Origin of the sequence: Saliniferula longa (assembly GCF_050789285.1) — a bacterium.
Taxonomy (GTDB): Bacteria; Pseudomonadota; Alphaproteobacteria; order Rhodobacterales; family Rhodobacteraceae; genus CAVPWP01.
The window spans coordinates 74,781-96,843 of record NZ_JBOUVX010000003.1 but is presented as its reverse complement, the minus strand read 5'-3'; the positions used below and the strand labels follow the sequence as shown (position 1 = coordinate 96,843).

Annotated in this window: 18 protein-coding genes and 1 tRNA gene; 10 read left to right on the top strand and 9 right to left on the bottom strand. The window is 67.3% G+C overall.

What is annotated here, in order from left to right; translation table 11 throughout:
• The first annotated feature begins 39 nt into the window (after positions 1–39).
• From pdxH to ACRDNQ_RS13450, 5 genes are all read left to right on the top strand, one after another.
• Complete coding sequence (gene pdxH, locus ACRDNQ_RS13470) at positions 40–645, top strand: pyridoxamine 5'-phosphate oxidase (RefSeq protein WP_431829210.1); 606 nt, start codon at positions 40–42, stop codon at positions 643–645.
• 118 nt (positions 646–763) lie between these two features.
• Complete coding sequence (locus ACRDNQ_RS13465; RefSeq protein WP_431829209.1) at positions 764–1,303, top strand: cold-shock protein; 540 nt, start codon at positions 764–766, stop codon at positions 1,301–1,303.
• An 11-nt stretch (positions 1,304–1,314) separates the two neighbouring features.
• Complete coding sequence (locus tag ACRDNQ_RS13460) at positions 1,315–1,767, top strand: DUF192 domain-containing protein (protein WP_431829208.1); 453 nt, start codon at positions 1,315–1,317, stop codon at positions 1,765–1,767.
• A 92-nt stretch (positions 1,768–1,859) separates the two neighbouring features.
• A tRNA-Pro gene (locus ACRDNQ_RS13455) sits at positions 1,860–1,936 on the top strand.
• A 554-nt stretch (positions 1,937–2,490) separates the two neighbouring features.
• On the top strand, positions 2,491–6,165 hold the full coding sequence (locus tag ACRDNQ_RS13450) for a vitamin B12-dependent ribonucleotide reductase (protein WP_431829207.1): 3,675 nt from the start codon (positions 2,491–2,493) through the stop codon (positions 6,163–6,165).
• A 183-nt stretch (positions 6,166–6,348) separates the two neighbouring features.
• Here ACRDNQ_RS13450 and ACRDNQ_RS13445 read toward each other — a convergent pair whose 3' ends face one another.
• Positions 6,349–6,825, bottom strand: coding sequence for a hypothetical protein (locus ACRDNQ_RS13445; RefSeq protein WP_431829206.1), 477 nt, complete (start codon positions 6,823–6,825; stop codon positions 6,349–6,351).
• A gap of 402 nt (positions 6,826–7,227) precedes the next feature.
• Here ACRDNQ_RS13445 and ACRDNQ_RS13440 point away from each other — a divergent pair, with 402 nt between their 5' ends.
• Complete coding sequence (locus ACRDNQ_RS13440; RefSeq protein WP_431829205.1) at positions 7,228–7,872, top strand: EF-hand domain-containing protein; 645 nt, start codon at positions 7,228–7,230, stop codon at positions 7,870–7,872.
• 86 nt (positions 7,873–7,958) lie between these two features.
• Here the strand turns inward: ACRDNQ_RS13440 and ilvN are convergent, their stop codons facing one another.
• From ilvN to ACRDNQ_RS13425, 3 genes are all read right to left on the bottom strand, one after another.
• Complete coding sequence (gene ilvN, locus ACRDNQ_RS13435; RefSeq protein ID WP_431829204.1) at positions 7,959–8,525, bottom strand: acetolactate synthase small subunit; 567 nt, start codon at positions 8,523–8,525, stop codon at positions 7,959–7,961.
• Between the two features lie 67 nt (positions 8,526–8,592).
• Positions 8,593–10,362: an acetolactate synthase 3 large subunit gene (locus ACRDNQ_RS13430; RefSeq protein ID WP_431829203.1), complete on the bottom strand. Its 1,770-nt coding sequence runs from the start codon at positions 10,360–10,362 to the stop codon at positions 8,593–8,595.
• A 314-nt stretch (positions 10,363–10,676) separates the two neighbouring features.
• Positions 10,677–11,594 (bottom strand): calcium/sodium antiporter, encoded by a 918-nt coding sequence (locus tag ACRDNQ_RS13425; RefSeq protein ID WP_431829202.1) that lies wholly within the window; start codon positions 11,592–11,594, stop codon positions 10,677–10,679.
• Positions 11,595–11,848: 254 nt separating this feature from the next.
• Here ACRDNQ_RS13425 and ACRDNQ_RS13420 point away from each other — a divergent pair, with 254 nt between their 5' ends.
• The 3 genes from ACRDNQ_RS13420 to ACRDNQ_RS13410 all read left to right on the top strand — a co-directional run bounded on the left by ACRDNQ_RS13420 (position 11,849) and on the right by ACRDNQ_RS13410 (position 16,274).
• Positions 11,849–12,937 carry a TRAP transporter substrate-binding protein gene (locus ACRDNQ_RS13420; RefSeq protein WP_431829201.1) on the top strand — a complete coding sequence of 363 codons (1,089 nt, stop codon included), beginning with the start codon at positions 11,849–11,851 and terminating at the stop codon, positions 12,935–12,937.
• A 72-nt stretch (positions 12,938–13,009) separates the two neighbouring features.
• The gene (locus ACRDNQ_RS13415; protein WP_431829200.1) at positions 13,010–13,903 is read left to right on the top strand and encodes a TRAP transporter small permease subunit; all 894 of its coding nucleotides are present in this window, start codon (positions 13,010–13,012) and stop codon (positions 13,901–13,903) included.
• 13 nt (positions 13,904–13,916) lie between these two features.
• Entirely contained in the window at positions 13,917–16,274 is a 2,358-nt protein-coding gene (locus ACRDNQ_RS13410) for a TRAP transporter large permease (RefSeq protein WP_431829199.1), read from the top strand.
• 8 nt (positions 16,275–16,282) lie between these two features.
• Here the strand turns inward: ACRDNQ_RS13410 and ACRDNQ_RS13405 are convergent, their stop codons facing one another.
• The 5 genes from ACRDNQ_RS13405 to ACRDNQ_RS13385 all read right to left on the bottom strand — a co-directional run bounded on the left by ACRDNQ_RS13405 (position 16,283) and on the right by ACRDNQ_RS13385 (position 19,193).
• Entirely contained in the window at positions 16,283–16,669 is a 387-nt protein-coding gene (locus tag ACRDNQ_RS13405; protein ID WP_431829198.1) for a VOC family protein, read from the bottom strand.
• Positions 16,666–17,490, bottom strand: coding sequence for an arginyltransferase (locus ACRDNQ_RS13400; RefSeq protein WP_431829197.1), 825 nt, complete (start codon positions 17,488–17,490; stop codon positions 16,666–16,668). Before ACRDNQ_RS13400 ends, ACRDNQ_RS13405 begins: the two co-directional genes overlap by 4 nt.
• Before the next feature lie 74 nt (positions 17,491–17,564).
• Complete coding sequence (locus ACRDNQ_RS13395; RefSeq protein WP_431829196.1) at positions 17,565–18,029, bottom strand: RDD family protein; 465 nt, start codon at positions 18,027–18,029, stop codon at positions 17,565–17,567.
• Positions 18,030–18,169: 140 nt separating this feature from the next.
• A complete protein-coding gene (locus ACRDNQ_RS13390; protein ID WP_431829195.1) occupies positions 18,170–18,607 on the bottom strand; it encodes a DUF2852 domain-containing protein in 438 nt (145 codons plus the stop codon).
• Positions 18,608–18,722: 115 nt separating this feature from the next.
• On the bottom strand, positions 18,723–19,193 hold the full coding sequence (locus tag ACRDNQ_RS13385) for a YbaK/EbsC family protein (RefSeq protein WP_431829194.1): 471 nt from the start codon (positions 19,191–19,193) through the stop codon (positions 18,723–18,725).
• A gap of 48 nt (positions 19,194–19,241) precedes the next feature.
• On the opposite strand from ACRDNQ_RS13385, the gene ACRDNQ_RS13380 reads away from it, so the two are divergent.
• Complete coding sequence (locus ACRDNQ_RS13380) at positions 19,242–22,046, top strand: bifunctional [glutamine synthetase] adenylyltransferase/[glutamine synthetase]-adenylyl-L-tyrosine phosphorylase (protein ID WP_431829193.1); 2,805 nt, start codon at positions 19,242–19,244, stop codon at positions 22,044–22,046.
• Positions 22,047–22,063: the final 17 nt, after the last annotated feature.

Here is a 22,063-nt window from a genome sequence, read left to right as displayed (position 1 = left end):
CCGCGTAGGGGGGCGTTTCGAAATCTCACGGACAGACCGATGGCAGAGCGCAGCGGCATCTTCGCGGGGGACGACCCGTTTCAGCTGGCACGGGACTGGATGGCCGAGGCCACCCTGCACGAGCCCGCCGACCCCAACGCGATCGCGCTGGCGACCTGCGGCGACGACGGGCTGCCCAACGTGCGCATGGTCCTGCTGAAAGAGATCGAGGACGACGCCTTCGTCTTCTACACCAATTACGACAGTGCCAAGGGCCGGGAACTGACGGAAAACCCCCGCGCGGCCTTCGTCCTGCACTGGAAATCCATCGCCCGGCAGGTTCGGGTGCGCGGCCTTGTAAGCCGCGAAGAGGGCGCCCGCGCCGATGCCTATTACGCCTCGCGCGCGCTGCAAAGCCGGCTTGGGGCCTGGGCCTCGCAGCAGTCGCGGCCGCTGGCCTCGCGCGAGGCGCTGATGGCCGAGGTGGCGCGCATGGGATTGACCCACGGCACCGCGCCGGCGCGCCCGCCGTACTGGGGCGGTTTCCGCCTGCGGCCCCTTGAAATCGAGTTCTGGGCCGATGGCGCGTTCCGCCTTCACGACCGTTTCCGGTGGCGGCGTGCTGATCCGGACGCACCTTGGGAAATTCAGCGACTTAGCCCCTGACGTCGCGAGGAATTGGTGCTAGTGTAGACTTGGGGGCGGATCCACTTTGATAGACGAGGCTTTTCTGTCAGAGTTGCAAGAAAAAGAGCGCAAGGCTCATGGGGATGAAGTGATCGCGATGCGAGACGCGAATGAAGGTGATACCCGCGTTGTGGGTATCGTGAAGTGGTTCGATCCCGCAAAGGGGTTCGGATTCGTCGTGGCCGAAGAAGGTGGCCCCGACATTCTTTTGCACGCCAACGTCCTGCGGAATTTCGGACAGAGTTCCGTGGCGGATTCGGCCGGCATCGAGATCATCGTGCAAAAGACCGCGCGCGGGATGCAGGCGGTCGAGGTTCTGCGGATCGATCCGCCGAAGACGGTCGACGTCACCGAAGGCATCGCACGGGAACCCGGCGGACTTGACGAACCCGTGGACATGTCCCTTCCGCTCGAACCGGCGCGGGTCAAGTGGTTCGACAAGGCCAAGGGATTCGGCTTTGCCAATGTCTTTGGCCGGCCCGAGGACGTCTTCCTTCATGTCGAGGTGCTGCGCCGGTCGGGTCTGGCCGACCTTCAGCCGGGCGAGGCCGTTGCGCTGCGCGTGGTCGACGGCAAGCGCGGGCGCATGGCGACGCAGGTCACCACCTGGGAGGCCGCGCTTCGGGACGACGCGTGATTGCCCGCGTCGTGACGGCGGCCGTTCTGGCCGCGTGGCCGGCCTTTGCCTTTGGCCAATGCGATCCCGCGAAGGTCGATCTGCGCGGCGACTGGGGGCAGGCGCGGTTCTCAGTCGAGATCGCCGACGACCCGGGTGAACGCGCGCAGGGTCTGATGAACCGCGAAAGCCTGCCGCGTTCGGCGGGCATGCTCTTTGTCTACGAGGCCCCGCAGCGGGCCGTCTTCTGGATGAAGAACACACTGATCCCGCTCGACATGATCTTTCTCGATCAGACCGGGACCGTGACCCATATCCACGAGAACGCGGTGCCGCTGGACGAGACCGGGATCGACGGCGGTCCGGGGGTTGTCGCGGTGCTCGAGATCAACGGCGGTCTGTCCCGCCAGTTCGGACTGGACGTGGGCAGCGAGCTGCGCCACCCCGCCTTCGATCCCGCCGTCGCCGCCTGGCCCTGCGACTGACCCTGCCACTCCCCTTGCAATCGCCCCTGCGATCCCCGCAGCGACCGGCGGGGCTTTTCAGCGCCGCCGAGGCGGGGTAAGACCAACGTCGTCGGGGCGTAGCGCAGCCTGGTAGCGCATCTGTTTTGGGAACAGAGGGTCGGGAGTTCGAATCTCTCCGCCCCGACCATCCACCGGACAGCCATCGGTCGGACGCCCCCTGGGCGGGGTCGGGTCGTGTCCGCGTCCGGCCCTGCGCGGGCCCGGCGGCGTGGCGTTCGCCGCCCAAGCGGCCCACGGGCTTGACGCGTGCTGTCACCTTCGGTGGCTATCTTCCCCTGCGTAAACCGGAAATTGCCGTCGTCCCGCGCAGCGGCGGCGTGACCGCCGGGAAGAAACCCGTTGTGGATGAATCAAAAGGTTAATTTTCCGGAACGCGGGATGCCGGTCACGTCAACGACAAAAAGTAACAACAAGGTAACTTTTTCCCGTTGACGGGATGCTCACATCTACGTCACCTTGTGTGGGCTGACCCGGGACACCACAAGATTTAGTGGATTGGGTCAGACGAAGGGACTGCCACCACAGAACCCGCCGCTTCGGCGCCGGGGACGGGCGCGGCGCAGCTGAAGGGCGCGGCGGGGGTGTCTTTTCGTCTGATCCGCATCCGGGGGCAGCGCACGGAACAGGGGATCCGGGCTTCAAGACCCGGGCGACATCACGGCGAAAAGAACGGGGCACGGAATGAAGATCGAACGCAAATTCACCGAAGCAGGCAAGGACGCCTATGCGGCGCTGACCTTCACCACGACGGTGTCGGAGATTCGCAATCCGGACGGCAAGGTCGTCTTCCGGCTCGACAAGGTCGAGGTCCCCGAGGGCTGGAGCCAGGTGGCCTCGGACGTGATCGCGCAGAAGTACTTCCGCAAGGCGGGCGTGCCGGCGCGGCTGAAGCGGGTGCGCGAGAAGGGCGTGCCCGAGTTCCTGTGGCGCTCGGTCGCCGACGAGGCGGCGCTGGCCGAGCTGCCCGAGGACGCGCGCTATGGCGGCGAAACCTCGTCGCGGCAGGTCTTCGACCGGATGGCGGGCGCCTGGACCTATTGGGGCTGGAAGGGCGGCTATTTCACGTCGGAAGACGATGCGCGCGCCTATTTCGACGAAATGCGCTTCATGCTGGCCACCCAGCGCGCGGCGCCGAACTCGCCGCAGTGGTTCAACACCGGGCTGCACTGGGCCTATGGCATCGACGGCCCGAGCCAGGGACACTTCTACGTCGACCACAAGACCGGCAAGCTGACCAAGTCGGCGTCGGCCTATGAGCACCCGCAGCCGCATGCCTGCTTCATCCAGTCCGTCGCCGACGATCTGGTGAACGAAGGCGGCATCATGGACCTGTGGGTCCGCGAGGCGCGCCTGTTCAAGTACGGATCGGGCACCGGCACCAACTTCTCGAGCCTGCGCGGCGAGGGCGAAAAGCTGTCGGGCGGCGGCAAGTCGTCGGGGCTGATGGGGTTCCTCAAGATCGGCGACCGCGCGGCGGGCGCGATCAAGTCGGGCGGCACCACGCGGCGGGCGGCCAAGATGGTGATCTGCGACATGGATCACCCCGATATCGAGGCCTTCATCAACTGGAAGGTGATCGAAGAACAGAAGGTGGCCAGCCTCGTCGCCGGCTCGAAGATGCACGAGCGGCACCTCAACGAGATCTTCGCGGCGATCCGCGAATGGGACGGCGCCGAAGCCGACGCCTATGACCCGACGAAGAACGCCGGGCTCAAGGCTGCGATCCGCGCCGCCAAGCGCTCGGCCATCCCCGAGACCTACATCAACCGCGTTCTTCAGTATGCGCGGCAGGGCTACGCCTCGATCGAGTTCCCGACCTACGACACCGACTGGGACAGCGAGGCCTACGCCAGCGTTTCGGGCCAGAACTCGAACAACTCGGTCCGCGTGACCGACGCCTTCCTGACGGCGGTGCGCGAGGACGCCGACTGGGAGCTTCTGCGCCGGACCGACGGCAAGGTCGCGAAGACCATCAAGGCGCGCGATCTGTGGCAGCAGGTGGGGCAGGCGGCCTGGGCCTGCGCCGATCCGGGCATCCAGTACCACGACACGGTGAACGCCTGGCACACCTGCCCGGAAGACGGCCCGATCCGCGGCTCGAACCCCTGCTCGGAATACATGTTCCTCGACGACACGGCCTGCAACCTGGCGTCGATGAACCTGCTGACGTTCCACAAGGACGGCGCCTTCCAGGCCGAGGACTATGTCCACGCCACGCGCCTTTGGACGCTGACGCTGGAAATCTCGGTGATGATGGCGCAGTTCCCCTCGAAGGAGATCGCGCAGCTGTCCTACGACTTCCGCACCCTTGGCCTGGGCTACGCCAACATCGGCGGGCTTCTGATGAACATGGGTCTGGGCTACGACTCGAAGGAAGGCCGGGCGCTGTGCGGCGCGCTGACCGCGATCATGACCGGCGTGGCCTATGCCACCTCGGCCGAGATCGCCAAGGAACTGGGCACCTTCCCGGGCTACCAGCGCAACGCGCAGCACATGCTGCGGGTCATCCGCAACCATCGCCGCGCCGCTTATGGCGAGGCGTCCGGCTATGAGGCGATGAACGTCGCCCCGGTGCCGCTTGACGCCGCGAACTGCCCCGACGCCCGCCTTGTGGCGCTGGCCAAGGCCGCCTGGGACGAGGCGCTGACCCTGGGCGAGAAGCACGGCTATCGCAACGCCCAGGCCACGGTGATCGCGCCCACCGGCACGATCGGCCTTGTCATGGACTGCGACACCACCGGGATCGAGCCCGACTTCGCGCTGGTGAAGTTCAAGAAGCTGGCCGGCGGCGGCTACTTCAAGATCATCAACCACTCGGTGCCGGCCGCGCTCGAGACGCTGGGCTACGGCCCGGCCCAGATCGAGGAGATCGTGTCCTACGCCGTGGGTCACGGGACGCTGGGCAATGCGCCCGGCATCAACCACACCGCGCTGATCGGCCACGGCTTCGGCAAGGACGAGATCGACCGGATCGAGGCGGCGTTGCCGCAGGCCTTCGACATCCGCTTCGTCTTCAACCAGTGGACCCTGGGCGAGGCCTTCTGCACCGACGTCCTGGGCATCCCGGCGGTCAGGCTGAACGATCCCTCGTTCGACCTGCTGCAGCACCTCGGCTTCTCGAAGAAGGACATCGAGCGGGCCAACGACCACGTCTGCGGGACGATGACGCTGGAAGGCGCGCCGCATCTGGACCCGGCGCACTACCATGTCTTCGACTGCGCCAACCCCTGCGGCAAGAAGGGCAAGCGCTTCCTGTCGGTCGACAGCCACATCCACATGATGGCGGCGGCGCAGTCCTTCATCTCGGGCGCGATCTCGAAGACGATCAACATGCCCAACGACGCCACCATCGAGGATTGCCAGCGCGCCTACGAACTGTCGTGGAGCCTGGGCATCAAGGCCAACGCGCTTTACCGCGACGGCTCGAAGCTGTCGCAGCCGCTGGCGGCCGCGCTGGTCGAGGACGACGAAGAGGCCGAGGAAACGCTCGCCACCGGCACGCCGGCCGAGAAGGCGCAGGTCCTGGCCGAGAAGATCGTCGAGAAGATCGTCATCAAGGAAATCGTCAAGCGCCACCGCGAGAAGCTGCCCGAACGCCGCCGGGGCTATACCCAGAAGGCGATCGTGGGCGGGCACAAGGTCTATCTGCGGACCGGCGAATACGCCGACGGCTCCCTGGGCGAGATCTTCATCGATATGCACAAGGAAGGCGCGGGCTTCCGGGCGATGATGAACAACTTCGCCATCGCCGTGTCGGTGGGCCTGCAGTACGGCGTGCCGCTGGAGGAATTCGTAGAGGCCTTCACCTTCACCCGGTTCGAACCGGCCGGCATGGTGCAGGGCAACGAGGCGATCAAGAACGCGACCTCGATCCTCGACTACATCTTCCGCGAACTCGCGGTCAGCTACCTCGACCGCACCGACCTTGCCCATGTCAAACCCGAAGGCATGACCTTCGACGACATCGGCCGCGGCGAGGAAGAGGGCAAGCGCAACTTCCGCGAAGTGCCCGAAAGCGCGGGGTCCTCGGCCGTCGAGGTTCTCAAGCGCGTGGCCTCGGCCGGCTATACCCGCGGACGCCTGCCGCAGGAACTGGTGGTCTTGCAGGGCGGCGCGATGCAGTCGGTGGCCTTCGCCGGCCCCTCCGACCCCTCGGGGGCGTTGCAGACCATCGTCGCCGAAACGGCCGGCGTCGCGACCGTGGTCGCGTCCTCGACCGCGATCGACGCCGCCACCAAGGCCCGGATGCAGGGCTACGAGGGCGATCCCTGCGGCGAATGCGGCAACTACACGCTGGTCCGCAACGGGACATGCATGAAGTGCAACACCTGCGGCGGAACCAGCGGGTGCAGCTGACGAAACAGGGTGGGGCGGCGCTTTAGCCCTTCCCACTCTCTCACGGGGCGGGTGCGCTCGCCCTTGATGCGGATCAGGCCGCAGGCAGAAACCGGGCGGTACAAACGACGAGCCTGATCAGCAAGACTGGGGTCCCTTCGGGGACCCCGTTTTCTTTTCACGCCTCGGTTTTCCTTTCGAACCTCAGTCCGCCCGACCCCCCGCTACCTGCAAAAAGCGCGTACATGCGGCGAGGCAACGGTCGCGGTCATGGCCCTCGGCAAGGTCCGCGACGCTGCCGTCCGGAAGCGACAGGCGCGCGCGAAAGTAGGGACTTCCCTCGTCGTCCTCACCCGCCACGAGGGCCGGCATCGGCAGGGCCCCGGCCGCAAACTGCTTGCGGACCACGCGATGCGGATAGCGCAAGACGACCTCGACCCTGCCGTCCGGTCCGACCGCGACACGGACGACCGGCCGGCTCAGCGCGAAGCCAAGCAGTCCCGCCGCGCCGATCCAGAAGACGGCCATGGCCAGAAGGACGATCTGGGGCGGCTGACCGTCCGGGGGGCCGTCGCGCAGCAGAACAGCGGTGAAGATCACCAGCATCCCGATCCAGACGCAAGTGAACCCCCAGGCGAAAACCGCCATGCGATTGGCAAAGACCGTGCCGTCCCGTGTCATGGCGCGGAATCTGGCAGGGATTTGCGGCACCGATGTGACAGCTGAACAGGCGGCACGCGCGCAGACCGTCAAGCCCCCCGCCCGGCCGGGCCCACCACGCTTTCGTGAGTGCGGGTGAGGGCGATCACGATGCGGGTCGGACTGTCCTTCCGGTGACGTCTGGCAAACCCCGGACGCCCTCGCGCCGCGCCCGCAGGGCAATCGCGCAGCCAGGGGAAGGGGGTGTCAAGGCGCCCTCGCGATTCTGTGAAGTATCTGTTATTATTATGGAAATTACAGAAATGCACAGGCGACCTGCGGCTTTCCGGGGATGCGGAACGGGCCGGGCAGTGACATCTCTCGGCCATCGGCAGCACAGCCTGCCTGATCGAAATTGAACCACGACCCTCAAGGAGAGACACCATGAAAGCCTTCACCCTGACCCTCGCCGCGGCGATCCTGTCGACCACCGCCGCCGTCGCCTCGACCAGCCTGGCCGACTTCGACACCAACGGCGACGGCTTCGTCTCGCAAAGCGAGATCGAGACGGTCTTCCCCGACTTCACCCGGTCCGACTTTCGCACCGTCGACAATAACAGCGACAACCGGATCAGCGCCGTCGAGCTTCAGAACCCCGACATCCGCGCCGTCATCGGACGCTACGAGGCCTCCGGGCGTATGGTCGAAGGACTGGCCGCCCTCGACACCGACGGAAACGGGTTCGCCTCGTTTGACGAACTGGCAGTGGCATACCCGAATCTGAGCGCCACCGACTATCGCCTGATCGACACCAACCGGGACAACCGCGTGAGCTTCTCCGAGCTTTATACCCTCGATGCGCAGGTCGCCCTGGCCCGCGGCGCGGCCACGCCCACGACGATCGCGGATCTGGCGGCGATCGACGCCGACGGCGACGGCTTCGCGGACTTCGGCGAGCTTCAGGCCGCCTTCCCGGGTCTCAGCGCCTCGGACTTCCGCGCGCTCGACCTCAACGGGGACAACCGCCTGGGTGCGACCGAGCTCTACACGCTCGACACCGGCGTCGTCCTCGGCCGCTCGGGCTCGTAACCCCCGGCCTTGCGGCAAACACGAAAGAGAAGGGCCGCCGGATCGCTCCGGCGGCCCTTTCACTGTAGGCGCCCGGACCGGCGGGCTCAGGCCTCGCTGCCCCGCGACAGCGCCGCGATGCCGGTGCGCGCGACCTCGCGCAGGCCCAGCGGCCGCATCAGTTCGGCGAAGGCGTCGATCTTCTCGGAGGTGCCGGTGATCTCGAAGACGAAGCTCTGCAGCGTCGAATCGACCACGTTGGCGCGAAAGATCTCGGCCAGCCGCAGCGCCTCGATCCGCTTCTCCCCGGTACCGGCCACCTTGAACAGCGCCAGCTCGCGCTCGACGGCGGGGCCCTCGACGGTCAGGTCGTGCACCTCGTGCACCGGCACGATCCGGCCAAGCTGGGCCTTGATCTGTTCGATCACGCTGGGGGTGCCGGTGGTCACGATGGTGATCCGCGACCGGTGCCCGGTGTGATCGACCTCGGCCACCGTCAGGCTTTCGATGTTGTAGCCGCGTCCCGAAAAAAGGCCGATGACCCGCGCCAGCACGCCGGGCTCGTTCTCGACCAGCACCGCCAGCGTGTGCCTCTCGATGCCTTCGGCGTGGGGGTCGCGCAGGTCGTAGGCCGAATGCCGCGACGAGCCTTTCTTGATGTTGAGAGGGGACATGTTCTTCTTCTCTTTTCAAATACTCCGGGGGGCGAGGGGGGGGGCCGCGCCCCCCTTTGGCCCGCGCTCAGACCAGGACCGAGCCCTTGGCGTCGATCACGCCCTGGGTCTCGGCCTCGCCCAGAAGCATCTCGTTGTGCGCCTTGCCCGAGGGGATCATGGGGAAGCAGTTCTCGTGCTTTTCGACGAGGCAATCGAAGATCACCGGCCCGTCGTAGGCCAGCATCTCGTGGATCGCGTCGTCCAGATCGGCGGGGTCGGAACACCGGATGCCCTTGGCGCCGAAGGCTTCGGCCAGCTTCACGAAGTCGGGCAGGGCCTCGGACCAGGAATGGGAATAGCGCTCGCCGTGCAGCAACTCCTGCCACTGGCGCACCATCCCGAGGCGTTCGTTGTTCAGGATGAACTGCTTGACCGGCAGGCGATACTGGATCGCGGTGCCCATCTCCTGCATGTTCATCAGCCACGACGCCTCGCCCGCCACGTTTATGACCAGCGCGTCCGGGTGCGCCATCTGCACCCCGATCGAGGCCGGGAAGCCATAGCCCATGGTGCCAAGCCCGCCGCTCGTCATCCAGCGGTGCGGATCCTCGAAGCCCATGTACTGCGCGGCCCACATCTGGTGCTGGCCGACCTCGGTGCAGATGTAGCGGTCGGGGTGGTCCTTGGTCAGCGCCTCCAGACGGGCCAGCGCGTGTTGTGGCTTGATGGTCTTGGCGCCCTTGGCCTGGGTGAAGGCAAGGCAGTCGACCTTGCGCCACTCCTCGATCTTCGCCCACCACTTCTTGACGGCCGCCGCGTTGGTCTTGCGCCCGCGCGACTTCCAGATGCGCAGCATGTCCTCCAGCACATGCGCCACGTCGCCAACGACGGGCCAGTCGACGCGGATCACCTTGTTGATCGACGAGGGGTCGATGTCGACATGGGCCTTGCGGCTTGTCGGGCTGAAGTCGGCGATGCGCCCGGTGATGCGGTCGTCGAAGCGCGCGCCGATGTTGATCATCAGGTCGCAGCCGTGCATCGCGAGGTTGGCCTCGTAAAGCCCGTGCATGCCCAGCATGCCCAGCCAGTTCTTGCCCGACGCCGGATAGGCGCCGAGGCCCATCAGGGTCGAGGTGATCGGAAAGCCCGTCGCCTCGACCAGTTCGCGCAGAAGCTGGCTGGCCGCCGTGCCCGAGTTGATGACGCCGCCGCCGGTATAGAAGATCGGCCGCTCGGCGGTTTCCATCGCCTCGACCAGCGCGGTGATCGTGGCGATGTCGCCCTTCACCTTGGGCTGGTAATGCGACACCCGCGCCTTGGCGGGCGGCGTGTAGGTGCCGGTGGCGAACTGCACGTCCTTGGGGATGTCGATCAACACCGGGCCGGGCCGGCCATGGGTCGCGACGTGAAAGCCCTGGTGGATGATGTCGGCCAGCCGGTCGGTGTCCTTCACCAGCCAGTTGTGCTTGGTGCAGGGCCGCGTGATGCCCACGGTGTCGGCCTCCTGGAAGGCGTCGGTGCCGACCATGAAGGTCGGGACCTGCCCGGTCAGCACGACGATCGGGATCGAATCCATCAGCGCGTCGGTCAGGCCCGTGACCGCGTTGGTGGCGCCCGGTCCGCTGGTGACCAGCACGACGCCCGGCTTCCCGGTCGAGCGGGCATAGCCTTCGGCGGCGTGGACCGCGCCCTGTTCGTGACGCACAAGCACGTGGCGGATGTCGTTTTGCAGGAAAATCTCGTCATAGATCGGAAGCACGGCGCCGCCGGGATAGCCGAAGACCACCTCGACGCCCTGATCCTTCAGCGCCTGCACCACCATCTTCGCACCGGTCATGGTGTCTGTCTTGCTCATCGTCCGCTCCGCTTCGCCGCGCAATAAAAAGCCCCCGGGGGTCAGTCGGGGGCGCATGGGGGTCCGTAAGGGTGTCCGTTACCGGCCCATGCGCCACTGTCCTACAAGGATTACAAGACCCGTCATCGCCCAAGGCTCCATCGTTGTGCGCGGGACATTAGGAGTGCGGCCGGGGGGCGTCAACCGCGAACGGCGTGAATTTTATGTCGCTGGGGCGAATTTCCGCGACCTTTTGTTGCGCAAACGGGCCTTGGTGCGTAACGCAGGCCAGAACGGCCAGCGCCCGCGGCTGGCCGTCGAGGCGCCGTTCCCCCTCAAAGGCCCGTGCCGAGCAACCCCAGATAGGCGCCGTATCCCGCCAGAAGTCCGATGCCGCCCGCCCGGGTGACGGCGCCGCGCCACAGCGACAGGCCCAGAAGCGCAAGCGTCGTGGCGACCATCACGGGGATGTCGATCTGCAGGAACCGCCCCTCGACCGGGATCGGCGTGATCAGCGCCGTGATCCCGAGAATCGCGAGGATGTTGAAGATGTTCGAGCCCACGATGTTGCCAAGGGCCATGTCGCGCTGGCCCTTGATCGCCGAGGCGACCGAGGCGGCAAGCTCGGGCAGTGAGGTGCCGACAGCGACGATGGTCAGCCCGATCACCGCCTCGGACACGCCGAAGGCGCGTGCGAACGTGGTGGCGCTGTCGACCAGAAACCGGGCGCCGATCATCAGAAGGGCAAGCCCGATAACCACGAACAGGGCCGCGCGCCAGATCGGATCCTGCACCGGCAGCTCCAGCGCGTCGTCTCCGCCCCGGCGCAGCGACAGGACCAGATAGACCACCAGCGCTGCGGCCAGAAGCGCGCCGTCGAGGCGCGTCACCTGCCCGTCGATCATCGCGGGCACCGTCGCCAGCGCGGCCGCCAGCATCCACAGCATGTCGGGACGTAACGCGCGCCAGGGCGCGGCGATCGCCCCGAACAGGGCCGTGAGACCGAGGATGAGCAGGATGTTGGCGGTGTTCGATCCCACGACGTTTCCGATCGCCACGGCGGGAACGCCAGCAAGCGCCGCCTGCACCGACACCAGAAGCTCGGGCGTCGAGGTGCCGAAGCCCACGACCGTCGCGCCCACCACGAAGGCGGGGATTCGGAAGGCCAGCGCGATGGCTACCGCGCCGCGCACAAGCCAGCTTCCGCCCAGGAACAGAGCCCCAAGTCCAAGGGCGAAGAAAAGCGCAGTCATCTGGTCCCCCGTCAGGTCACAAGCCGGGCAGATGGCGTGATAGGGCGGCGGCTTCAATGGGGGCCGGCAAGGATATTTTCGGGCCGGGCCGGCCGCGGCGGCCGCGTTCGTCGTTTCCATTCAGGAAACGGCGTCTATTTGTGCAAACCCATGCAAAAAACCGGGTTCCCTCGTCCCGGGCCTCTGTGTAAGTTCCGTTCACTTAACGATCCGCCCGCTTGAAACAGGGTGGGCTGAACCACGGGAGGTACTTTATGGATCGTCGTTCCTTTCTGAAGACGTCTGCCCTTGCGGGCGGCGCCGCGGCCGCGACCACGCTTGCGGCTCCGGCGATCAGCCAGGGCCGGGAGCAGCTCACGATGGTCACCACGTGGCCGCGCGGGCTGGCGGGCGTCTGGGATTCGGTCGAGCGTGTGGTGAACAACGTCGCCGCGCTGACCGACGGCACCCTGACCATCGACGCAAAGGCCGCGGGCGAGCTTGTGGGCGCGTTCGAAAGCTTCGACGCCACCTCGTCGGGACAGGCCGACATGTATCACGGCGCGGATTACTACTGGATCAACCAGAACCCCGCCTGGGCCTTCTTCACCGCCGTGCCCTTCGGCATGACCGTGCCCGAGATCATGACCTGGTACTACGGCGGTCAGGGCATGGCGCTGCACCACGAGATCGGCGAGATCTTCAACGTGCGTCCCTTCATCGCCGGCCAGACCGGCGCGCAGGGCGGCGGCTGGTTCCGCAACCCGATCACCTCGGCGGGCGATCTTCAGGGCCTCAAGTTCCGCATGCCGGGCCTTGGCGGCGAGGCGCTGACCAAGGTGGGCGTTTCGGTGCAGGTGCTTCCCGGCGGCGAGATCTACCAGGCCCTGTCGACGGGGGCGCTGGACGGCACCGAGTGGATCGGCCCCTGGTCGGACGAGCGTCTGGGCCTGCAGGAAGTCTGCAAGTACTACTATCCCGCCGGCTTCCACGAGCCCGGCGCGGCGCTGTCGGTGGGCACCAACCTCGAGCGCTTCAACGCGCTCAGCCCGTCGCACCAGAAGGCCATCGAAATCGCCTGCGCCGATGCGCACCAGCACAACTATGCGCTGTTCACCGCCAACAACGGCCCGGCGCTTCAGCGTCTGCTCAGCGCGGGCGTGTCGACGAACGTCTTCCCCGACGATGTCTGGGACGCGTTCGCGACCGGCGCCAAGGAAGTGCTGGGCGGCTATCGCGGCGATCCGATCTACGACAAGGTCTACGACAGCGCGATGGCGTCCATGCGCGACACCACCGGCTGGCTGTCGCTGGCCGACACGCCCTACGTGGCCCAGCGGACCCGCGTCCTTCAGGACATGTGATCGGGACGGCATGAACCTTGCGGCAGCGCGGCGGGTCCGCGCTGCCGGTCAGGCCGACGGCAGGGGGACAGGTTGGACGCGATTCTCTGGCTTTTGAACGGCATCTGGTCCGGCATCGCCGGGCCCGTGCACGTGTTGATGAACCTGGGCACGGTGTTCGATTTCTCGGACCCCGAAAACCTGATGCGCGTCATCTACTATGGCGCCTCGGCCCAGATCTTTTTCTTCTTCTTCAACGTCGCGGTCGTCGTCTTTCTTGTCGGCCTCTGGCGGCGCGAGTTCCTGTGGGGCGTGGTGCGCGGGCTTGAGGGCTTTGCCAACGTGGTCGGCCGCACGGCCGCCTGGGCGGGGCTTCTGATGGTGCTGCAGCAGATCATGGTGATCTTCCTGCAGTCGATCTTCCGCGCCTCCGACATCTCGGTCGGGCCGGTGGGCGTCGATCTCACGCAGACCGTCGCGTGGTATTCCGACAGCCTGAAGTTCTACAACGCGATCATCGTCTGCATGTGCGTCTCCTACACCTTCGTGCAGGGCGGCCATGTGCGGGTCGACCTGTTCTATGCCAGCTTCTCGCACCGCGCGAAGCGCGTGGTCGACATGTTCGGTTCGCTCTTCTTCATGATCCCGGCGACCGCGCTGACCTGGTATTACGCCTGGTACTTCCTCTGGCGGCACCTGATCACGCCGCCGGTGAACGCCTCGGACACGCTGGACCGGACGCTGGCCAAGGCCCGTGCGGTGCGCTGGAACATCGAAACGACCGGTTTCAGCCCCAACGGCTTCAACGCCTACTTCCTGTTCAAGGTGCTGATCCTGATCTTCTGCGCGATGGTATTGGTGCAGGCCATCGCCTTCTTCTACCGCTCCTACCTCGAATACGTCGAAGGCGAGTCGAGCGCGGGCAAGTACCTCGACAAGGACAAGCTGGGCGACGACGACGCCGAGCTCGTGGCCCAGATCCACTGAAAGGGGCGGGATAGTGCTGTTCGGACTGGACGGAATCGAGATCGGGCTGATCATCGTGTTCCTGACCCTTTTCGCGGGGATCATGACGGGCTTCCCCGTGGCCTTCGCCATCGGCGGCTCGGCCGTCATCTCGTTCGCGATCATCGCCGCGCTCGACAGCGCGGGGCTTCTGATCCACCAGGCGATCGACCCGTCGTCGGCGGACTACGCGGCGCTTGTCGCCGAAGGCGTCGCGCGCGAGGCGATCTCGGTCTTCCGATACCCCGAGTTGCCGCGCATCGAACAGCCGCTGTTCGTGGGCGGCTGGGAACAGGCGATGAACCGCAACATCTCGTTCATCGTGAACCGGATGAACGAGCGCGTCATCGCCGGCCAGTCGATCGAGACGCTTCTGGCGGTCCTGATGTTCGTGATGATGGGCATCACGCTGGAGCGCTCGAAGATCGCCAATGACCTGCTGACCACCATGGCGCGGGTCTTCGGTCCCTTGCCCGGGGGGCTTGCGGTGTCGATCGTGGTGGTGGGCGCCTTCCTTGCCGCCTCGACCGGGATCGTCGGCGCGACCGTGGTGACGATGGGGCTTCTGGCGCTGCCCACCATGCTGCGCAACGGCTACAGCCCCGAACTTGCCACCGGCGTGATCGCGGCTTCGGGCACGCTGGGGCAGATCATTCCGCCCTCGATCGTGATCGTGCTTCTGGGCACGCTCGCGGGGGACCTCTATTCCACGGCGCAGGAAGCGCGCGCGCAGCTTGTGGGCTGCCGCGACGCGCTGACGCTTCTGGGCGAACCGGCGGTGGTGTCGGTCGGCACGCTGTTCCAGGCCGCGCTTCTGCCGGGCATCATGCTGGCGGTGCTTTACGGCGTCTATGCCTTCGGCTTCGCGCTTCTCAACCCCTCGAAGGCCCCCCCGGTCGAGCTTGGCGGCGGCACGGGCGCCGAGGCCGTGACCCGCAACGAGGCCTTCACCTGGTTCCTGGCGGCCCCGGTCGTGATCCTTGCCGGGCTTCTCTTCGCCTCGAACCTTGGCGTCCTGGGCAGTCAGTCGCTTGTCGTGTCGACCGTCACGCAGGACGGGCAGGCGGCCGAGCTGCGCACCAACGTCTCGCCCCAGTGCCAGGAGGCGATGATCGACCTGCACGGCCAGGAGAAGTGGGACCGCGCGGTCGAACAGCGGGCCGCCATCGAGGCGTCGGGCGGATCGATGGAGGCGCGCAACCTCACCCCCGAGGAAATCGAGGCCGCCCGCGCCGCGAAACTTCTGTCGATCGCGCCGCTGGGGTCCGGCATCGCGACGGTGTTCGTGCTGTTCGCGCTGATGTTCACCACCGCGCGCGGCGTGTCCCCGTCGTCCGACCCGCGGCCGCTTCTGGTGGGCGCGGCGGGCATCGCGCTGGCCTTCGTCGTGGATGCCGCCTTCATCACGCCGCTCAGCAGCCCCGGCGCGACCTTCGCCTGGCTGGCCGTGCCCTTCGCGATGACGCTTTATGGCGCGCGCCACGCAGCCGTGGCGCTTGGCCGGAACGAGCTTGTGCGCGTGGTCTTCCCGCCGCTTGTGCTGATCGTGGCGGTTCTGGGCTCGATCCTGGGCGGGGTCACGAACCCGACGCCGGCGGCCGCGCTTGGCGCGGGCGGGGCGATCATGCTGGCGGCCTACCGCAAGCTGAAGGACGATCAGCGCGCCTCGAAGCTGATCATCTGGGCAAGCTTCGGCATCGTGATCATGATCATCCTCGGCGTGAACTTCGACCTGCGGACCGAGCGCACGGGCATCACCTTCGCCGACTGGATCGCGATCATCGTGGCGAACCTGGCCTATCACGCGGCGATGTTCGGCATCCTCTATTCCTGCTGGGTGTTGTTGCGCACCGGGGTCCTCGCGCCCGTGGTGCGCGAGACCGCCAAGGTCACCTCGATGGTCTTCACGATCCTGATCGGATCGCAGCTTCTGAACCTGGTCGTGATCTCCTTCGGGGGCGAGCATTACATCCAGGAATTCCTGCGCAGCTTCGACAACGAACTGGTGGTGTTCCTGCTGGTGATGCTGGTGCTCTTCATCCTGGGCTTCGTGCTGGATTTCCTCGAGATCATCTACATCGTCGTCCCGATCGTTGGGCCGGTCATCTATGGAGGCACGCTCGATCCGAAATGGGTGACGATCATGATCGCGGTGAACCTGCAGACCAGCTTCCTGACGCCGCCCTTCGGATTCGCGCTGTTCTACCTGCGCGGCGTGGCGCCTGCGGGAATCACCACGGGCCACATCTATCGCGGCATCGTGCCCTTCGTGCTGATCCAGATCGTGGGGCTGGGCATCCTGTGGCTGTTCCCCGACATCGTGACGATCGTGCCCAACCTGCTGGGCGGATAGGCCCGGGCCTACCGCCTCTGCAACAGGTCCCAGCGGTTGCCGAACGGGTCGCGCCAGACGGCGACGATGCCGTAGTCCTCGTGTCGCGGCGCCTCTTCAAAGATCACGCCGCGATCCGTCATCTGCCGGTGGTCACGGGGGAAGTCGTCGGTCTCGAGGAAGAAGGCGACGCGCCCGCCCGCCTGCGCGCCAATGGCGGCGCGCTGACGGTCATCGGCGGCGCGCGCCAGAAGCAGTGCCGTTTCGGCGCCCTCGGGCGCGACGGTCACCCATCGCTTTCCGGCCCCAAGGTCGATGTCGCTGCGCAGGTCGAACCCCAGCACGCCGACATAGAAGGCGATGGCCGCCTCGTAGTCCGGCACCAACAGCGCGATTTCCGAGACGCGGCGCCTCACCCGCCCGTGGGCCGGGTGTCGGGCAGGCTGATCCGCGCCACCTGTTCGGCGATCGGGTCGGTCGACAGCGGATGCGTGTCCGAGGAATATTGCGACGGGCTGCCCAGATCGCGCCATTCGCCCCCGCTGTAGATCTCGAGCGCCGAGAACTTGGCCTTGTAGCCCATCTTCGGGCTGCCGGGCACCCAGTAGCCGAGATAGACATAGGGCAGACCCGCCTCGCGCGCGATCTCGACGTGGTCGAGGATGACGTAGGTGCCAAGGCTGTCGGCCACCAGCGCGGGGTCGTAGAACGAATAGACCATGCTCAGCCCGTCATCGAGCACGTCGGTCAGGCATACGGCGGCAAGGCGGCCGTCGTCGGTGTCGTCCTTGTATTCGACGACCCGGCTTCGGATCGGCGTCTCTTCGATCATCGCGGCGAATTCGAAGATGTCCATGTCGGCCATGCCGCCGTCGGCGTGCCGGCTGTCAAGGTAGGCGCGGAACAGCGCATACTGTTCTTCGGTGGCCCAGGGCGAGGTCGCCTCGCGCCGCAGGCGCGCGTTGCGCTTGAGCGTGCGCTTCTGCGACCGCGACGGCGCGAAGTCGGCGACCCGGATTCGCGCCGATAAACAAGCCGAGCATTCCGCGCATGAGGGGCGGTAAAGCACGTTCTGGCTGCGGCGGAAGCCCTGCTTCGAAAGGCTGTCGTTCAGGCGTTCGGCGTATTCGCCCTGCAGCGCGGTGAACAACTTGCGCTCCATCCGCCCCTGAAGATAGGGGCAGGGTTGAGGGGCCGTCACGTAAAACTGCGGCGCGATTGGCAGCGTATGGCGCATGGGGCAGCCTGGCGTCTGGTCGGCGTGACGTTAACAAGCCCTTGACGTCACGCCAATCCCCCAAAATCGGGGGGTCAGGTCCCCGCGGCGCGGTTCAGCGCGGCGGTGCCCAGCACGTGGTCGGTCAGGCCCTGCCGGCGCTCGGTCATCAGCATCAGCGCGATCGAGATCAGCTGAAGCGGGAAGATCGCCATCGACACCGTGTAGCCCAGCGTGTGCAGCCCCGCGAGCGTCGGATCCAGCCGCCCGCCGTCGCCGGCGCGAATCTCGATCGCGACAAGCCGCATCCCCGGCGTGGCCGAGCGATTGGCCAGCGTCACCCAGCGGTAGAGAAAGCCCACCGCGAGGAAGGCAAGCGGCAGGAAGAACAGCGCGGTGAAGGCGGTAAACAGCACGACCACCGCGGTCAGGGCCACGATCGCGACGGTGTCGGCCACCCAGGCGATCAGGCGCTTGACGGGCACGTCCTGATAGAACTCGGCCTGGACGATGGGGTCGGGCAGGCCCGAGGCGGGGAAGGGGTCGTGGGTCATGGTCATGGTCTGTGGGCTTTCGCGGGGGGTCAACAGGGGTCAGGGGCGTTTCGCCCCGTCCGGACGAGGGTCCGGGCGGGGCAGGGGCGGACGCGGCAGCCCCGGGGGGACGGTGGGTCTGCCTGTCCTGCCGTCACTCAAGGCGCTCAGGCCTCGACCGGGCGGTCGGTGGACGCGTCGCGCGCTTCGCGCATCTTGCGGGTGCGGTCGTCCATGAACTGGTCGAACTCGGCCTTGTCCTTGGCCTCGCGCAGGCGCTTGAGGAAGTCCTCGAAGGCGCTTTGCTCTTCCTCAAGCCGGCGCAGCGTTTCGGACTTGTAGGCGTCGAAGGCCGTGTTGCCCGAGGACCGGAAGGCGGTATGGGCGTGGCGGGCGCGGCCGTAGCCGCCTTTGGCGCAGCTTCCGTTGAACATGCGTTTGCTCCAGATCATGTAGGCCAGAAGGGCAAGGCCCACGGGCCAGAAGAAGATGAAACCAAGGACCATGACGGCGATCCACGCCGCCTTGCCCTTGTCGTCAAGCCAGGCCTCGGCGCGCGCGAACCAGTTCGGGCGGGCCGGGTACTCGGCGGTAGCTGTGGTCATGGGACTCTCCCGGTCGAATGTTGCGTCTCGATGTGAAGCCTTTTCACATCGCAGATATCAGGACGCCGCCCCGCCGGTTCAAGGGCTGATGTGAAGGAAATTTACATTTTCTCGATCAGGTCGTGAAATCAGCGACTTGCGCGCCCGTCACCCGCAAAAGATCACGGGGATCCACGGCAAAGACATGGCGCGGCGTTCCGGCGGCCGCCCAGACCACGTCGAAGTCCAGCAGCCGGGGATCGAAGAAAGTGGCGGGCGCGGTCAGGTGCCCGACCGGCGCCACGCCGCCGATGGCGAAGCCGGTCTCGGCGCGCACGAAGTCGGCGTCGGCCCGCCCCAGTGGCTGCCCTGCGGCGGCGGCGGCCTTCGCGGCGTCGACGCGGTTGCCGCCTGCGGTCAGGAACAGCACCACATGCCCAGAGGCGTCGCCGCGAAAGATGATCGACTTCGCGATCTGGTCGAGGGCGCAGCCCGCCGCGCGCGCCGCGTCCTCGGCGGTGCGGGTTCCTTCGGCCATCTCGAGGACGCGCGCCGCAAGGCCCGCCTCTGCCAGTGCCGCCTCGACTCGTCTGAGGCTCTTGCTCATCGCCCTTGCCCTTTCTAGCCTTCACTCTGACATGACGAAGCCTGGCCCATGACGCAAGACCCCGGTTCCTTCGATGGTCGACTGACGCGCGGGCCCGTGGCGTTCGACGCCGCGCGTGGCCGCGAGGCGGCCGAGGGCTATGGCGATCTGGCGCCGGGGCTTGTGGACCTTGTGACCGGGGCAGGGGGATCGAGCCCCTTCCTGAAGGGGCTGCTCCAGCGCGAGCGGGACTGGGCGGCGCCCATGCTGGCCGCCAGCCCCGAGGCCGCGCGCGCGGGCATCCTGGCCGATGTGGCGGCCCTCGAGGAAGGCGACCTGAAGCCCGGGCTTCGCCTGGCGCGGCGGCGTCTGGCGCTTCTGACCGCGCTTGCCGATCTGGGGGGCGTCTGGTCGCTGGAAGAAGTCACGGGCGCGCTGACCGCGTTCGCCGATGCCGCCGTCGACCGCACGATCACCGCGCTTGTGGGCGGGCTGATCCGGCGCGGGAAGATCCCCGCGCCGAAGAACGGCGACGGGCTGCGGGCGGGCGGCATGGTAGCCATCGCCATGGGCAAGATGGGCGCGTTCGAGCTGAACTATTCGTCGGACATCGACCTGATCTGCCTGTTCGACGCCGATCTCTATGCGCGGGCCGACTATCTCGACGCGCGCGCCGGCTTCGTGCGCGCCACCCGCACCATGGCGCAGGTGCTGTCGGACCTGACGGCCGACGGCTATGTCTTCCGCACCGACCTGCGGCTGCGTCCCGACGCCTCGGTGACGCCGGTCTGCCTGCCGATGGAGGCGGCCGAGCGCTATTACGAAAGCATGGGGCGCACCTGGGAACGGGCGGCGCATATCAAGGCGCGGCCGGCCGCCGGCGACGTTGCGCGGGGCGAGGCCTACCTCGAACGAATCGCGCCCTTCGTCTGGCGCCGGCACCTCGACTATGCGGCGATCCAGGACACGCAGGACATGCGGATGCGCATTCGCGAGCACAAGGGCCTGTCGGGAAAAGCGGGCCTGCCCGGCTATGACATGAAGCTTGGTCCCGGCGGCATCCGCGAGATCGAGTTCTTCACCCAGACCCGCCAGCTCATCGCCGGGGGGCGCGACCCCGAGTTGCGCCTGCGCGACACGGTCGGGGCGCTGGCGAAACTGGCCGAAAAGGGCTGGGTCGAGGGCGAGGCGGCGGTGACGCTGACCGCCGACTATCGCGCCCACCGCGAGGTCGAGCATCGCGTGCAGATGGTCGACGACCAGCAGACCGCGCGCCTGCCAAAGGACGATGAGGGCTTCGCCCGCATCGCCTGCCTCATGGGCCGCACGGTCGAGGATCTGCGCGGCGAAATCGCCCAGCGGCTGGCGCGGGTGTCGGACCTGACCGACGATTTCTTCGCGCCCGCCCAGCCGCGCGCGACCGCGCCCGAACTGAGCGAGACCGCCAGGGCCATCGTCGCCCGCTGGCCCAGCTATCCCGCGCTGCGGTCGCGTCGGGCGGTCGACCTGTTCAGCCGGGTCCGGCCGGCGCTGCTTGCGCGGCTGTCCAAGGTCACCAACCCCGACGAGGCGCTGGCCCATATCGACGGCTTCCTCGCCGGGCTGCCCGCCGGGGTGCAGCTCTTTGCGCTATTCGATTCGAATCCGCAGCTTGTCGACCTGATCGTCGACATCGCCGATGTCTCGCCCGAACTGGCGCGCTTTCTCGCCCGGAACTCGGGCGTCTTCGACGCGGTCATCGGCGGCACCTTCTTCGAGGCGTGGCCGGGGCAGGCGGCGCTTGCGGCCGACCTGGCGCGGCGTCTGGCCGAGATCGACGATTACGAACGTCAGCTCGACTTCGCACGGATCTGGCGGCGCGAATGGCACTTCCGGGTGGGCGTGCACCTGCTGCGCGGGCTGATCGACGCCGAGACGGCGGGCGCGCAATACGCCGACCTGGCCGCGGCGGTGCTGTCGGCGCTGGCCGGGCCCGTGATCGCCGAATTCGCGCGCAAGCACGGCGCGCCCCCGGGCCGGGGCGTGGCCTTCCTTGGCCTTGGTTCGCTCGGGGCGGGGCGGCTGACGGCCACCTCGGACCTCGACCTGATCGCGATCTATGACCCCCAGGAGGTCGAGACCTCGGACGGCCGCCGCCCGCTGCCCGCGCGCACCTACTACGCGCGCCTGACCCAGGCCTTCGTCACCGCGATCACCGCGCAACTGCCCGAAGGACGGCTTTACGAGGTCGACATGCGGCTGCGCCCCTCGGGACGGCAGGGCCCGGTCGCGACCGCACTGAGCGCCTTTCGCACCTATCAAAGCGAAGAGGCCTGGACCTGGGAGCATCTGGCCCTGACATGCGCCCGCGCCATCGCCGGCGATGGCGCCCTGGGCGACGAGGTCGAGGCCGTGCGGACCGAGATCCTGACGCGCCCGCACGACCGCGCGAAGGTGCTGGCGGATGTGGCCGACATGCGCCGCCGCCTGGCCAACGCGAAACCGTCGCAGGGGCCGCTCGATCCCAAGTTCGGGCCTGGCCGGCTGCAGGACATCGCGCTTCTGGCCCAGGCCGGCGCGCTTCTGGCGGGCAGTCCCGCGCGGCGGGTGCGCGAGCAGCTGCGCGCGGGCGCCGGTGCGCTGGGGATCGACCCCGCCGCGCGCGAGACGCTGACGGCGGCGCACCGGCTGTTCTGGCAGGTGCAGTCGGCCGCGCGTCTGATCGGCCCCGGCGCCAACACGCCCGAGACGCTGGGCGACGGGGCGCGGCGCTTCCTGTCCGCGACGGCGGGGGCCGAGGATCTTGACGATCTGACGGCCCGGATGGAGCACGCGGGTCACGCCGCCGCGGCAATCCTCGACGCCGTGCTTGGCAGCGCGGCCGGTCCGGAGTAAGTGCGGGAAAACCTGCC